Origin of the sequence: Sodalis sp. RH24, from assembly GCF_047324145.1 — a bacterium.
Taxonomy (GTDB): domain Bacteria; phylum Pseudomonadota; class Gammaproteobacteria; order Enterobacterales; family Enterobacteriaceae; genus Acerihabitans.
The window spans coordinates 675,359-688,085 of record NZ_CP178729.1; the positions used below are offsets into that span (position 1 = coordinate 675,359).

Annotated in this window: 13 protein-coding genes; 5 read left to right on the top strand and 8 right to left on the bottom strand. The window is 57.0% G+C overall.

Going from position 1 to position 12,727, the window contains the following annotated elements; translation table 11 throughout:
- Positions 1-41 precede the first annotated feature (41 nt).
- Positions 42-533, top strand: a complete 492-nt coding sequence (gene spy, locus ACL2XG_RS03050) for an ATP-independent periplasmic protein-refolding chaperone Spy (protein WP_410014978.1) — start codon at positions 42-44, stop codon at positions 531-533.
- 51 nt (positions 534-584) lie between these two features.
- Here the strand turns inward: spy and nadE are convergent, their stop codons facing one another.
- Complete coding sequence (gene nadE / locus ACL2XG_RS03055; RefSeq protein ID WP_410014979.1) at positions 585-1,409, bottom strand: ammonia-dependent NAD(+) synthetase; 825 nt, start codon at positions 1,407-1,409, stop codon at positions 585-587.
- Positions 1,410-1,639: 230 nt separating this feature from the next.
- Here nadE and osmE point away from each other — a divergent pair, with 230 nt between their 5' ends.
- Positions 1,640-1,972, top strand: a complete 333-nt coding sequence (gene osmE, locus ACL2XG_RS03060) for an osmotically-inducible lipoprotein OsmE (RefSeq protein ID WP_410014980.1) — start codon at positions 1,640-1,642, stop codon at positions 1,970-1,972.
- Positions 1,973-2,092: 120 nt separating this feature from the next.
- Here the strand turns inward: osmE and katE are convergent, their stop codons facing one another.
- Both katE and ACL2XG_RS03070 read right to left on the bottom strand, forming a co-directional pair.
- Positions 2,093-4,366 (bottom strand): catalase HPII, encoded by a 2,274-nt coding sequence (gene katE, locus ACL2XG_RS03065; protein ID WP_413722914.1) that lies wholly within the window; start codon positions 4,364-4,366, stop codon positions 2,093-2,095.
- A gap of 165 nt (positions 4,367-4,531) precedes the next feature.
- Complete coding sequence (locus ACL2XG_RS03070) at positions 4,532-5,101, bottom strand: metal-dependent hydrolase (RefSeq protein WP_413722913.1); 570 nt, start codon at positions 5,099-5,101, stop codon at positions 4,532-4,534.
- Positions 5,102-5,401: 300 nt separating this feature from the next.
- On the opposite strand from ACL2XG_RS03070, the gene ACL2XG_RS03075 reads away from it, so the two are divergent.
- On the top strand, positions 5,402-5,626 hold the full coding sequence (locus tag ACL2XG_RS03075) for a hypothetical protein (protein ID WP_413722912.1): 225 nt from the start codon (positions 5,402-5,404) through the stop codon (positions 5,624-5,626).
- A gap of 945 nt (positions 5,627-6,571) precedes the next feature.
- On the opposite strand, the gene kduD is transcribed toward ACL2XG_RS03075, so the two are convergent.
- Positions 6,572-7,333: a 2-dehydro-3-deoxy-D-gluconate 5-dehydrogenase KduD gene (gene kduD, locus ACL2XG_RS03080; protein WP_410014983.1), complete on the bottom strand. Its 762-nt coding sequence runs from the start codon at positions 7,331-7,333 to the stop codon at positions 6,572-6,574.
- 81 nt (positions 7,334-7,414) lie between these two features.
- Positions 7,415-8,251, bottom strand: a complete 837-nt coding sequence (gene kduI, locus ACL2XG_RS03085; RefSeq protein WP_410014984.1) for a 5-dehydro-4-deoxy-D-glucuronate isomerase — start codon at positions 8,249-8,251, stop codon at positions 7,415-7,417.
- Between the two features lie 278 nt (positions 8,252-8,529).
- On the opposite strand from kduI, the gene ACL2XG_RS03090 reads away from it, so the two are divergent.
- The gene (locus ACL2XG_RS03090) at positions 8,530-8,862 is read left to right on the top strand and encodes a cupin domain-containing protein (protein WP_410014985.1); all 333 of its coding nucleotides are present in this window, start codon (positions 8,530-8,532) and stop codon (positions 8,860-8,862) included.
- A gap of 88 nt (positions 8,863-8,950) precedes the next feature.
- Here the strand turns inward: ACL2XG_RS03090 and hxpB are convergent, their stop codons facing one another.
- Complete coding sequence (hxpB, locus tag ACL2XG_RS03095) at positions 8,951-9,616, bottom strand: hexitol phosphatase HxpB (protein ID WP_413722911.1); 666 nt, start codon at positions 9,614-9,616, stop codon at positions 8,951-8,953.
- A 125-nt stretch (positions 9,617-9,741) separates the two neighbouring features.
- Here hxpB and ACL2XG_RS03100 point away from each other — a divergent pair, with 125 nt between their 5' ends.
- Positions 9,742-10,287 (top strand): YniB family protein, encoded by a 546-nt coding sequence (locus ACL2XG_RS03100; protein WP_410014987.1) that lies wholly within the window; start codon positions 9,742-9,744, stop codon positions 10,285-10,287.
- A gap of 40 nt (positions 10,288-10,327) precedes the next feature.
- Here ACL2XG_RS03100 and ACL2XG_RS03105 read toward each other — a convergent pair whose 3' ends face one another.
- Both ACL2XG_RS03105 and pfkB read right to left on the bottom strand, forming a co-directional pair.
- On the bottom strand, positions 10,328-11,191 hold the full coding sequence (locus ACL2XG_RS03105; RefSeq protein ID WP_410014988.1) for a fructosamine kinase family protein: 864 nt from the start codon (positions 11,189-11,191) through the stop codon (positions 10,328-10,330).
- Between the two features lie 315 nt (positions 11,192-11,506).
- Entirely contained in the window at positions 11,507-12,448 is a 942-nt protein-coding gene (pfkB, locus tag ACL2XG_RS03110; RefSeq protein ID WP_410014989.1) for a 6-phosphofructokinase II, read from the bottom strand.
- Positions 12,449-12,727: the final 279 nt, after the last annotated feature.

Below are 12,727 nucleotides of genomic sequence, written 5' to 3' on the forward strand. Positions count from 1 at the left end.
AAATTATTTTGCGGCAGACAATAATCAGATATGAGGAAATTATGCGCAAATTAACTGCTTTATTTATGGCTACTACCCTGGTGTTAGGTTCAGCTCAGTTAGCCGTCGCCGCGGACAGCAGCGCTACCGCGGCGCCAGCCGGCGATACCGCGCAAGGCGAAATGCATCATAAAGGCGGTATGCAACATCAGCGCGGCCCTATGATGGACCATATGTTTAAGGATCTTAAACTCACGGAACAACAGCGCCAGAAAATGCATGACATTGCGCGCGATTCCATGAAAGATATGAAAAAGCCATCGGCCGCCGAGCATCAGCAGATGCATGACGTGATCGCCGCCGACAGTTTTGATTCCGCCAAGGCCCAGGCCCTGGTAAATAGCATGGCGCAGGAACAAAACCAAAGAATGCTCGCCAATCTGGAAATGCAAAACAAGATGTATAATGTGTTAACGCCGGAACAAAAAGCGGAATTCAATAAAAAATTCCAGGAACGCGCGCAAAAAATGCAGCAGCGTGACGCGACTAAATAAAAGATAGCCAGAAATCATCGTTAAAAAAGCGGCCCGCGGGCCGCTTTTTTTTTATCGCCAGAAATCATCAAATACCGTGATTGGCGGATGCCGTTTATGCTCGGTGCGGGCATACCAGCCTTCAATGATCTTCGCCGCCTCGGGCGCGACGGTTTTCCCTTCCAGGTAATCATCAATCATTTCATAGGTGACGCCGAGCGCCGATTCATCCGGCAGCGCCGGGCGATCCTCCTCCAGATCGGCGGTCGGGGCTTTAAGATACAGATGCTGCGGACAGCCCAGATAGGCCAATATGGCCCGGCCCTGGCGTTTGTTCAGGCGATAGATGGGATTGATATCCGTGCCGCCGTCGCCATATTTGGTAAAAAAGCCGGTTACCGCCTCGGCCGCATGATCGGTGCCGACCACGATACCCGCGTTCATGCCGGCGATGCTGTACTGCGCTTTCATGCGTTCGCGGGCCTTTTCATTGCCCTTGATAAAATCGCTCAGGGTGATGCCAGCCTCCAGCAGCGCGGCCTCGCTGGCCAGGACGGCATTTTTGATATTTACCGTCAATACGCGATCGGGTTGGATAAAGGCGATGGCATCCCGGCAATCCGCCTCATCCTGCTGCGCGCCGTAGGGCAGGCGCACGGCGATGAATTGGTAGCGCTCATCGCCCGTTTCCCCGCGCAGTTCGCTGATGGCGGCCTGGCAAACCTTACCGGTAAGCGTCGAATCCTGCCCGCCGCTGATGCCCAGCACCAGCGTGTGGATAAAGGTATAGCGCTGCAGATAACGTTTCAGGAAATCGACGCTGACGCGAAATTCCGCGGCCGGATCGATAACGGGTTTTGCCCCTAGCGCTGCAATAATGTCTTGTTGCCGAGTCATGTGTCTATTTCCCTCGCAGGCGTCGCAACGAGTTCGACGCAAAAAAAAAGATTAATTTCCTGATTGTAAAACGAATTGGAATTTAGCGAAAGCATCAGCATGGCTAAAAACGGTTAACGGCCCCGCCGTGGGCGAACGAAAAAAAAGGTGACTTACCGTTGCGCTTAGATTTGTAAAAAAGCCTTTTGTCTTCTACACTTATCCATACATATCAAAATGAGGTGACACTTATGAATAAGAAAATTGTTATTGCCTTTACCGCCGCTACCGCGCTTACCATTCTTTCCGGTTGTACCGTTTACGATCGTGCCGACAGTTATATGAAAAAACCTGTAGTGAGTGATGTCAAAAAAGGCATGACTAAACAGCAGGCCCGTGCTATCGGGGGCATTCCGTCCACCTCCGCCACCATGATTAACGCCCGTGGTACCTGCGACTCCTATGTCCTGGGCACACGCGACGGCAAGCCGATTAACTATTTCGTCAGCTACGACCAAAATAATATTGTCCTGAATAAGGGCTTCCAGAGCTGCCAGGAATACGATACCAACCCGCAAAAATAATGCTGTAATGATCGCCGGGTAGGAAAAGTGATGGGCGATAAGTGAATTTTTTCACTTATCGCCCATTTCGTTTTTCACCGCCAGGCGCGCGCGACGGACGCCTGGCGGTGACCGCGCCCGCTAAGCCGGCACGCCGTCAATTTTGCTAATCCGCGACCATACCCGGTGCAGCTTCAGCTGATCCAGAAAATCCTGCATCAGCCGGCCTTGTGTGGCGGCGCCTTCACAAATGCCGTCCTCCGGCAGATCGGTCAGCCCCAGGGGCTGTTTAAACCGATTGGCGTCACCGCTAAGGCCGATGACTTTCAGATGCTTGTAGGCTTCCAGAATATAATGCCGCGCGGCGCCGCTGAGCAGCAAGGCGTCCAGGTTGCCGTCCGGCACGATAACCCCGTCGACCGTAATCGAGGGCGATCCGTCAAAGGTGGCGTCGATAGGCAGCGTAGAGCCGTCGTTCGCCACCACGTTGCCGCCGTGCGAGGCCAGTATTTTGGCATGCACGCCTTCCGCCTTCAGTGCCTGCAATGCCTCCAGCACGTCGGCGGCGTCGACGCCGTCGCTGACCAGCAGCGCCACCTGGCGGCCTTTCAGCGCGCCGCTGCCGGTGGCATACAGGCTAAGGGTCGGATCTTGCGCTACGCCATTGACCGGTTTGGGCGGCGGCGTGTTAAGCGCATCGTCGGAAAGCCGGATGCCGAGTTTGGCGGCGACCTGTTTGGCCAGCTCCACGTCGACGCGGGTCAGCAAATCCACGACTCGCTCGCGAATATAGGCGCGGCCGACCTTGCCCAGCTCAAAGCTGAAGGCATCGACGATATGCTGCTGCTCGGCCGGGGTCTGGCTGAGCCAGAACAGGCGGGGATGCGAGAAGTATTCCAGGAACGAGTCGCTGCGCTCGCGAATTTTATGGCCGTCCACCCGTTCCTGATAAGACGCGAAACCGCCGTTTTCCGCCGCCGGCGCGGTTTCCCGCGGCCAGTTATCATTGATGGAGTTGGGTCCATGGGCGGCGGGATTGGTGTCTATATCCTGGCGGTGCATACCGTCGCGCTGGAAATTATGATAAGGACAGACCGGACGGTTTATCGGGATTTCATGGAAGTTCGGCCCGCCGAGCCGGCTGATTTGCGTATCGGTATAAGAGAATAACCGGCCCTGCAGCAGCGGATCGTTGGTAAAATCAATGCCGGGCACGATGTGGCCGGGGTGAAACGCCACCTGTTCGGTTTCCGCAAAAAAGTTATCCGGATTGCGGTTCAGCGTCATTTTACCCACGATTTCCACCGGCACCAGCGCCTCGGGGATCAGCTTGGTGGGATCGAGCAGATCGAAGTCGAACTTATGCTCGTCTGCTTCCGGTATCAGCTGCAGGCCCAGTTCGTATTCCGGATAGTCGCCGGCCTCGATGGCGTCCCACAGGTCGCGCCGGTGGAAATCAGCATCCTTACCGGCCAGTTTTTGCGCTTCATCCCAGACCAGCGATGCTTTACCCGCCAGGGGTTTCCAATGGAAACGCACAAAGGTGGCTTTGCCCTGGGCATTGATCAGGCGGAAGGTGTGGATGCCGAATCCTTCCATGGTGCGGTAGCTGCGTGGAATGCCGCGGTCGGACATGGCCCAGAAGACATTGTGCAGGGTTTCCGGCTGAAGGGAGACGTAATCCCAGAATGTGTCATGCGCGGAACCGCCCTGGGGCATTTCGTTATGCGGCTCGGGTTTGACCGCATGCACGAAATCCGGGAATTTAACCGCGTCCTGGATAAAAAATACCGGCGTATTATTGCCCACCAGATCGAAGTTGCCTTCCTGAGTATAAAATTTAGTGGCGAAACCGCGGATATCGCGCACGGTGTCCGCCGACCCGCGGGAACCCTGTACCGTGGAAAAACGTACGTATACCGGCGTTTTTACCGCCGGATCGCTGAGAAATCCGGCCTTGGTGATCTCGGTCAGCGGACGGTAGACCTCAAACACGCCGTGTGCGGCGGAGCCGCGGGCGTGGACGATACGTTCGGGGATGCGCTCATGGTCAAAATGGGTGATTTTTTCGCGCAGGATAAAATCTTCCAGCAGGGTCGGTCCGCGCTTGCCGGCGCGCAGCGAATTCTGGTCGTCGGATATTTTTACGCCCTGATCGGTGGTCAGGGGTTGCTGATACCCTGATTTACGATGCGGCTGTAGCGCGTCAAGCTTGGCATTGCTGTTTTGCGGGCTTTTAACCGAGCCCGATACGGTGGGTTGTTTACCCGGCTCCGATGTGCCGGGCTGCGCCAGATGGCTGTTGTCGTCCGGCGCGAGATGGCCCAGCCCGGGCTGCGCCGAACTGCCGTCGGGGGCGGGGGCCTGATGGGTTAGGGGGGTTTTGCCTTGTGAAGGATCGGTGGGTTTTGACATAGTCGATTGCTCCTCTTACCAGTGTAATGGCAAACAGTGGCTGGTCCGCGGTTATGGTTATCTGAGCGGTAGATCAACTATAGAACAGTTTTTTCGGGGAACCGGCGCGCAGCGCGCAATTGCCCGGTATTTTCTGAAAAGATGATATTGTCTGCAAAACGGCTATTAGAAATTACCGCGCACCTTGGACCATAACGCCGCAACGGAATCCGGGATGGGCATGCGGGTGCCCAGCGGCGCGCCCTGCGGATGCTGCACGGCGAAAATCAGCACCGCCACGCACAGCACCCGCTCAAGCTGGTTGCCTTTTTGCGGATACAATACCGGCAGGCGGAACCGCCAGCGGCAGGGCCAGAGCAGCGGAACGCCGGCCGGCGTCAGCATATCGGCGAGAATATGGCTGAGATAACCAATGATCATGCCGTGGAACGCGTCCAGCGGGATAAGCATTCCCGGGTCGAGTTTCAGGGTAAAGAGCACGATGCCGGCGATGATGGCCAGCAGGCTATGGGTAAAACCGCGATGACCGAAGACGCGGGCGATGGGCAGCGAGATCCACTGCAGGCGTTGGCCGAGGAAGGAGCGGGGATGATCGATGTCGGGCAGCAGGCAGGTTACCAGGCCGCCGGCCACGATATGCCACCAGTCGCCGTGGGCAAGCGCGGGCGAGAGCTCCATTTTTTTGGCTAAAATGGTGCTCGCCAGAGCGAAGATAAGATGCCCTTCAGCGGTCATAGCGGATGCGATCGGTTAAACTGGTCATTTGTCCAGTATAAAGGAATCCGTCGGCGGCGGGAATAGGTTACCTTGTAACAAATAAAAAACCCCGCGGCGCGGGGTCTTGCCACCGGGTTTATCCAGTGCGGGTGATAGCGGGCCTTTTGCGCCATGGTGCCTCGTTCGGGCGGGGAAACCCCACCCGATAAAACGCCATAGGGACAGATTCCGTTTCATCCGCTGTGTGTCGATTTGGCGATCGCCGCCCTGGGGTGTTATGCGGCCGATAGGGTCTGGTGATATTGGACAGCCGTGCAGATGGCTGTCGCCGCGGTGAGGGTTTCGCTGGCGGTTTTCAGGGTGATGTCTGTGGTCGCAGTGAGGGTTTTGCTGGCGGTTTTCAGGGTGATGTCGGTGGCCGCAGTGAGGGTTTCGCTGGCAGTTCGCTGGGTGATCTATGTCGCCGCGGTGAGGGTTTTGCTGGCGGTTTTCAGGGTGATTATGGGGCCGCAGCGTGAGTTTCGCTGGCAGTTCGCTGGGTGATCTATGTCGCCGCGGTGAGGGTTTCGCTTGCCGTGCGTTTGGCGGTTATATGGAATGCCGGGTGCCGGCAAGCGACAAAGAGGCCGTACCGCGACGGCCTCCTTGACCTCCGCGCGCCCGGCAGGTCGCGCGTCGCTGTGCGATGCCTTCCGTCGCCCATGCCCCCGTGATGCACCGGCCCGGTATGCGCTCCCGGCGCAACCGGGCCTTTCGCCGCTCCCGGCGGCTCATGCCGGGGTCACAGACGCCGTCAGCGCGCTTTATGCCGGTCCACATGTCGCTGTTGGCAATGCGTTTTATGAAACGACAGCGGCGCTGTTGCTTGGGATAGTGTCTGGTGTCGGGTATGTAACCGTTATGATTTCCCGGTAAATACATACCACTAAGGAACCCAAAACGCCATTTTACTCACAGACGATGGTGTTGACGTGGTGCCGGCATAGAGTGCGCCGGCAGCGCGCATCGCGGCTGGATGAGCCGCCGGGAGCGGCGAAAGCTAAGGGCCGCGCCGGGAGCGCGTCCCGTGCGGTCCACAAGCCGTGATGGGCGATGCCGGGAACCGCGCAGCGGCGCACGCACTGCCGGACGCGTGGAGGTCAAGGAGGCCGTCACGGTACGGCCTCTTTGTCGCTTGCCGGTACCGGGCAGGACATAAAACACCCTCACGCACGGCAAGCGAAACCTTCCCGAGATGACATATGCCCTACCGCAAGCTACCGCAAGCTACCGCAAGCTACCGCAAGCTACCGCAAGCTACCGCAAGCTACCGCAAGCTACCGCAAGCTACCGCAAGCTACCGCAAGCTACCGCAAGCTACCGCAAGCTACCGCAAGCTACCGCAAGCTACCGCAAGCTACCGCAATACTGTGACCCGGGCGGACGGGAAAAACACGCCCTAAGGCGCGCCTTCCCTTTACCACGCCTTGGGGGCGGGTGGGCGCGGGCTTAGCGCGCCAGCCAGCCGCCATCCACGGCGATGGTATAGCCGTTGATATAATCGGACGCGGTGGAGGCCAGGAAAATGGCCGGTCCTTTCAGATCGTCCGGCAAACCCCAGCGACCGGCGGGGATGCGTTCCAGGATTTCTTTGCTGCGGCCTTCGTCGGCACGCAGTTGCTGGGTATTATTCGTAGCCATGTAACCTGGCGCGATGGCATTGACATTGATGTTATGCTTAGCCCATTCGTTGGCCAGCAGGCGGGTAACACCCATGACGGCGCTTTTCGACGCGGTGTAGGAAGGCACGCGGATCCCGCCCTGGAAGGACAGCATGGAGGCGATATTGATGATCTTGCCCCCTTTGCCCTGCTTGATAAACTGGCGCGCAACCGCCTGCGACATAAAGAACACGGTTTTGATATTGATGTTCATGACGTCGTCCCAGTTCTTTTCGCTGAACTCGATGGCGTCTTCGCGACGGATAATGCCCGCGTTGTTGACCAGGATATCGATATGGCCGTATTCAGCCACTGATTTCTCAATGATGCCCGGGATATCGTCGATTTTGGTTAAATCAGCGGTCAGGCTCAGGAAACGACGGCCAAGGGCGGTCACTTTGGCGATGGTTTCTTCAGGGTCGACGATGTTGACGCCAACGATATCACAGCCGGCTTCCGCCAGGCCGATAGCCATGCCCTGACCCAGGCCGGTGTCGCAACCGGTAATCAGCGCCACTTTACCCTGCAAATTGAATGAATCTAAAATCATACCAGAACCTCATTGCTGGCGGCGGTAGGACATCGCCAGCGTAGTGTGTTTAAAGGGCCGGAACACGCCGGCCGGGGATAATTAGCGGATTTCGCTGACTTTTACGTGGTCCATATCGTCGAAAACCTGATTTTCGCCGACCATGCCCCAGATAAAGGTATAGTTTTTCGTGCCCACGCCGGCATGGATCGACCAGCTCGGTGAAATCACCGCCTGTTCGTTATGCACCAGCAGGTGACGTGTTTGCTGCGGTTGGCCCATCATATGGAATACCGCGGTTTCTTCATCCATATCAAAATAGAAATAGACTTCCATGCGGCGTTCATGGGTATGGCACGGCATGGTGTTCCACAAGTTGCCTTCAGCCAGCTTGGTCAAACCCATGGTTAGCTGGCAGGTCGGCAATACGTCGGGAACAATAAATTTATTGATGGTGCGCAGATTGCTGGTGGCGTTGTCGCCGATGGTCTGCGGCGAGGCTTCGGCCAGCGTGATTTTACGGCTGGGGTAAGTCATATGGGCCGGGGCGCTGTTATAGTAAAACTTCGCGGGTTTAGCGGCGTCGACGCTGGTGAACTGCACGTCTTTGGCGCCCATGCCCACATACAGGGCTTCCTGGTGGCCGATCTCGTAGGTTTTGCCGTCGACGACAATCACCCCGGGGCCGCCGATATTAATGACACCCAGCTCGCGGCGTTCCAGGAAATAACTCACGCCCAGCTGTTTACCGACTTCGCCTCCGATGGTCACCGCTTTGGTGACCGGCTTGATGCCGCCGACGATAATGCGATCGATATGGCTATAGGTCATGGTGTAGGCATCTTCTTCGAAGATCTTTTCGATCATGAACTGGCTGCGCAGGCCTTCGGTATCCAGTTGTTTAGCGTGATCGCTGTGAATGCTTTGGCGAACTTGCATAGTCGTAATGCCTCTCTTTCAGAATATGTACGTGGTATGGCTTTGACCCGGGGGAAAGCGTTGCCCTTTTATTGCTGAAATGATAGTGCTACCGGGATGTGAATTCAATAAAAATGAAATATTGTTTTATTTATTTTATGAGGAGCGTCATGCTTTTGATGTTTTTCGGTTTCATTCCAGAAGCCGGACCTTAAAATAAAGCGGTGGAAATACGTCGTATCCCGTCGCGTCCTTCGTCAGGATCGCGCCGGAATGGGTTGGTTAATGGAGAACAAAGCATGAAGACTTTTTATATTGACGAAGAAACGCCGTGGGAAGCCGTGGGCGAGGGCGTTAAACGCAAAATCATGACCTGGAGCGACGACCTGATGATGGTCTGCGTGCATTTTGCCAAGGGCGCTATCGGCACGCCGCATCAGCATGACATCCACGATCAGATTGCCTACGTCGCCGCCGGCAGCTTCAAGGTGACCATCGAAGGCCAGGAGCGGATACTGAAAACCGGCGATGCCTACCGCGCGGTAAAGCATGAGATGCACGGCGTGGTGGCGCTGGAGGATAATAGCGTGCTGATTGATACCTTTACGCCCAAGCGCGACGATTTTCTCTGAATCACGCCAGCCCGCCGCGTGGCGCCCGCACGTGAGTTTTCAGGTGGCTCCCTGCGCGGCGGAAGTGACGGCGATGCCGGCGCCGGGGTTAACGCAAATGATCGGGCGTTATTTCCGCCAGCGACGCCAGCCTGACGTCCGCCAGCACCCAGCGGGGATCGGCGCGAAAGGCGATGTCGGGCACGACTATCGAGCGCATCCGCGCCGCTTTGGTGGCAATCATGCCATTGAAGGAATCTTCCAGGGTGGTACAGCGCTCAGGCGCGACGCCCAGGCTTAACGCCGCCTGGATATAGACTTCAGGATGCGGTTTGCTGTAAGGCAGGTTCTGCGCCGATGCCAGATGGTCGAAATAATGGCGCAGGTCAAACATCTCCAGCACATGTTCCAGCATAAACAGCGGTGACGCCGAGGCCATGCCAATCTTCATGCCGCAATCCCTGGCGGTCTCCAGCGCATGGGCGACCCCGGGCAGCAGCGGACGGCGTTCATCCACCAACGCCAACGCGCGCTGAATGATGCTGTTGCTGACTTCCTCCAGAGAAGCCCCCTGCCACGGACTTAACTGATACCAGGCCTTCACCACCTGATCGATGCGCATACCCAATGTATCCGGAATCGCGTCATGCACCGACACGTCCATGCCCATGGCGGCGAAGACATCCAGCTCAGCCTGATGCCATAAGGGCTCGGAGTCGATAATCAGTCCATCCATATCAAATATTACAGCTTCCTTGGGTAGGGTTAACGCCATACCTTGGGCTCCTGTTTGCAAAAAAAGGGCGAGGAAAGAGGGTAGCACCAATAAAACACAGCAGAAAAGGTAAATTATAGATAAACTTAAGGGCTATGGTTGGCGTCGTTTAACAAGGGGAACGCATGACGTATCAACAAGCTGGCCGCCTGGCCGTGATCAAACGCCTCGCGGGATGGATTATTTTTATACCGGCTTTACTTTCTACCGTGATTTCTATCCTGAAATTTCTCTATCAGCATAGTGAGCAAAATAAGGGAATCAATGCGGTCATGGCTGATTTTTTCCATGTCATGATAGATATGCTGCGTTTTAACACCTCATTTCTGAATGTTTTCTGGTACAACTCGCCGCAACCGGTGTTCGATGGCCAGGGGTTTAGCGCTAACCTGATGTTCTGGCTGATTTATTTCCTGATTTTTGTCGGCCTGGCCCTGCAGGCTTCCGGCGCGCGCATGTCGCGCCAGGTCAGGCACGTGCGCGAAGGGGTCGAGGATCAGATGGTGCTGGAGCAGGCCCGCGGCAGCCAGGGACTGAGTCGTACCCAGCTGGAAGAAAAGATCGTGATGCCGCGTCATACGATTTTGCTGCAATTTTTTCCTTTATACATCCTGCCCATTATCCTGGCGGTGGTGGGCTATTTTGTCCTCAAGCTGCTCGGCATGCTCTGAAGACGCGCGGGCAGCCGCAGGGCCGCCCGCATGGCTCCGCTTAATCACTGCTCAGTATTTTATCCAGAGCTTCGTTGGCGATGGCGATATGCTCGCCGCCAAACAGGTTGGCCCGGTTCAACAGGTAATAGAGCTGGTAAAGCGGCTGTCGTTCGATAAACCCCTTATCCAGCGGCCACACGCTCTGATAACCGTCGTAAATTTGCGGCAGCAGCCGATCATAGAGCGGCAGCATGGCCAAATCACATTCGCGATCGCCCCAATAACACGCCGGATCGTATAAAAAACCACCCTGAGCGCTGTTGGCGCAATTATCCGGCCACAGATCGCCGTGCAGCAGTGAAGGCTGGGGCTGGCGATCGTGCAGGCGGTCCGCGACCTGGGCGATAATCTTATCAATATCGCCAAAATAGAGCCCTTTTTCCGCCGCCAACTGCAGTTGCCAGCCTATACGCTGTTCGGCGTAGAACACCGACCAGCGGCGCTGCCAGGCGTTGGGCTGCGTTACGGTGGAGAGGTCATTGTCAAAATCCAGGCCGAACTGCGGCTGCTCGCTCCATTGATGCAGCCGGGCAAGCTGCTGGCCGAGGCAATAGGCCCCGTGGGCGTCAAAAGGGCGCTCCACCAGGAATTCGAGCAGCAAAAAGCTTTCATCCTTGGCGCTGCCGACGCCGTACACCTCCGGTACCCGCACCGTATGGCTACGGGCCAGCATCGCCAGCTGATCGGCCTCGTTGGTGAATTTTTGCAGCAGCTCGCGCGTATCGGACTTTACAAACACCGCGTGTTCGCCGTAACGGAGATACCAGGCGGCGTGTAACTCCCCGCCGGGCAGTTCCCGCCGTTCGCTGATTTCATCCCTGTTAAATTTTTCTGCCAACATGGTGCTAATGGCGTGCCACATCGTCATATCCCCCTACAGTCGTTTTGCCGATAAGGTATGAATTTTTTGATGACAACTCGGTGACAACTTCGCAAAAACAAGCAGCGCGGCGCAACCGCCGGCGATGCGGCGACGATGAGCCTTGGAGCGAACCGGCAACTGCACGGCCTGAAACGGCGCGTACCGGGTTCAAAAGAAAGGGCTTAATCTAAAAAGCCGGACGAGCGGCTAGCGCAGGGCGCCGTTCCGTCAAGCGTTGAGAGAGTGTTGTTGCGAACGCCGCCGATGTCAACCGCTAATTCTGCAACCGATATCCGGCGGCGTGGGCTTAGGGTCTTAGATCATACTTTCCCGACGCAGGTAATCATAGATACGTCCGGTATCTTCCAGGGTACATAAGCGGGTGCCTTTATGCAGCGTGGCCGCGCTGCCTGCCGCGACGCCGTAGCGCACCATATCCAGCAAATCCGCGCCGTCGGCCAGTTTCAGCGTCATGGCGCCCACCATGCTGTCGCCGGCGCCGACGGTGCTCATTTTTTTAACCGGCGGCGGCACCACCTGGAACACATTATCCTTATCCACCGCCAGCGCGCCCTGGGGACCGAGCGACACCACCACCCGCTGGGTTTTGCCCTGTCTGATGATTTCCAGGGCCGCCTGCCTTACCGCGTCGGGATCGTTCAGTTCACGGTTGACCAGTTCGGCCAGTTCTTTTTGATTCGGCTTGACCAGCGCCAGGCTGCCGACATCCAGGCAGGCTTTCAGCGCCGGACCCGAGCTGTCGACGATACACTGCAGTCCCAGGCGTTGCGCCTCGCGCAACAGATGCTGCAGGTTTTCCACGCTCACACCCGGCGGCAGGCTACCGCTTATCACCAGCAGCGAGCCTTGCGGCAGTCCCGACAGATGGCCTTCGAACCGCTGGAATTCATCCGCCGTCAATCGTGCGCCGGGCATGACAAAGCGATACTGCTCGCCGGTGCTCGCCACGTGGACATGCAGGTTCTGCCGCGTCCAGTCCTGGGTTTCCAGCGCGACGGCGGTGACGCCCTCCGCGGTCAACAGATCGGCCAGGTGCCGTCCCGTAGGGCCGCCGACGGGAAAAAGCGCCGTGGCCCGTCCCCCCAGATGCACGATGGCCCGCGCCACATTGATGCCGCCGCCGCCCGGCTCGAACTGGGGCGCGGAGCAGCGCAGCTTGCCTTCGGCATACATGCGGTCGGTGGTGGTGGCGCTATCCAGCGAAGGCGCCAGGGTCAGGGTCGTTATTTGGGTCATAACAATCTCCTTATAATGAAATGGCTCCCAGCATAGCACCAATCGCCACCCGTCCCAGGCGCGTAAAAAGCGGCGCTGTCATTATTTTTATTTTTTCGCTCAAGTTTCTGCCCCGCCGGACGATATAGGCATAGACGATTGAGGGGGAACGCGATGAATAGCAAATCAGAACAACGTTGGAAGTGGATTAGCCTGCTTTTACTGGTCGTTTTAGCCGGATTGTCAGGCGTCTTGATGCAGGTTAACGGCCAGATGTAACGCACTGACGCCCAGCGACCC

Bases quoted from the DNA above. Each gene is read 5' to 3' on its own strand.
- spy (WP_410014978.1), top strand. From the start codon at position 42: ATGCGCAAATTAACTGCTTTATTTATGGCTACTACCCTGGTGTTAGGT.
- nadE (WP_410014979.1), bottom strand. From the start codon at position 1,409: ATGACTCGGCAACAAGACATTATTGCAGCGCTAGGGGCAAAACCCGTT.
- osmE (WP_410014980.1), top strand. From the start codon at position 1,640: ATGAATAAGAAAATTGTTATTGCCTTTACCGCCGCTACCGCGCTTACC.
- katE (WP_413722914.1), bottom strand. From the start codon at position 4,366: ATGTCAAAACCCACCGATCCTTCACAAGGCAAAACCCCCCTAACCCAT.
- ACL2XG_RS03070 (WP_413722913.1), bottom strand. From the start codon at position 5,101: ATGACCGCTGAAGGGCATCTTATCTTCGCTCTGGCGAGCACCATTTTA.
- ACL2XG_RS03075 (WP_413722912.1), top strand. From the start codon at position 5,402: ATGGCTGTCGCCGCGGTGAGGGTTTCGCTGGCGGTTTTCAGGGTGATG.
- kduD (WP_410014983.1), bottom strand. From the start codon at position 7,333: ATGATTTTAGATTCATTCAATTTGCAGGGTAAAGTGGCGCTGATTACC.
- kduI (WP_410014984.1), bottom strand. From the start codon at position 8,251: ATGCAAGTTCGCCAAAGCATTCACAGCGATCACGCTAAACAACTGGAT.
- ACL2XG_RS03090 (WP_410014985.1), top strand. From the start codon at position 8,530: ATGAAGACTTTTTATATTGACGAAGAAACGCCGTGGGAAGCCGTGGGC.
- hxpB (WP_413722911.1), bottom strand. From the start codon at position 9,616: ATGGCGTTAACCCTACCCAAGGAAGCTGTAATATTTGATATGGATGGA.
- ACL2XG_RS03100 (WP_410014987.1), top strand. From the start codon at position 9,742: ATGACGTATCAACAAGCTGGCCGCCTGGCCGTGATCAAACGCCTCGCG.
- ACL2XG_RS03105 (WP_410014988.1), bottom strand. From the start codon at position 11,191: ATGTGGCACGCCATTAGCACCATGTTGGCAGAAAAATTTAACAGGGAT.
- pfkB (WP_410014989.1), bottom strand. From the start codon at position 12,448: ATGACCCAAATAACGACCCTGACCCTGGCGCCTTCGCTGGATAGCGCC.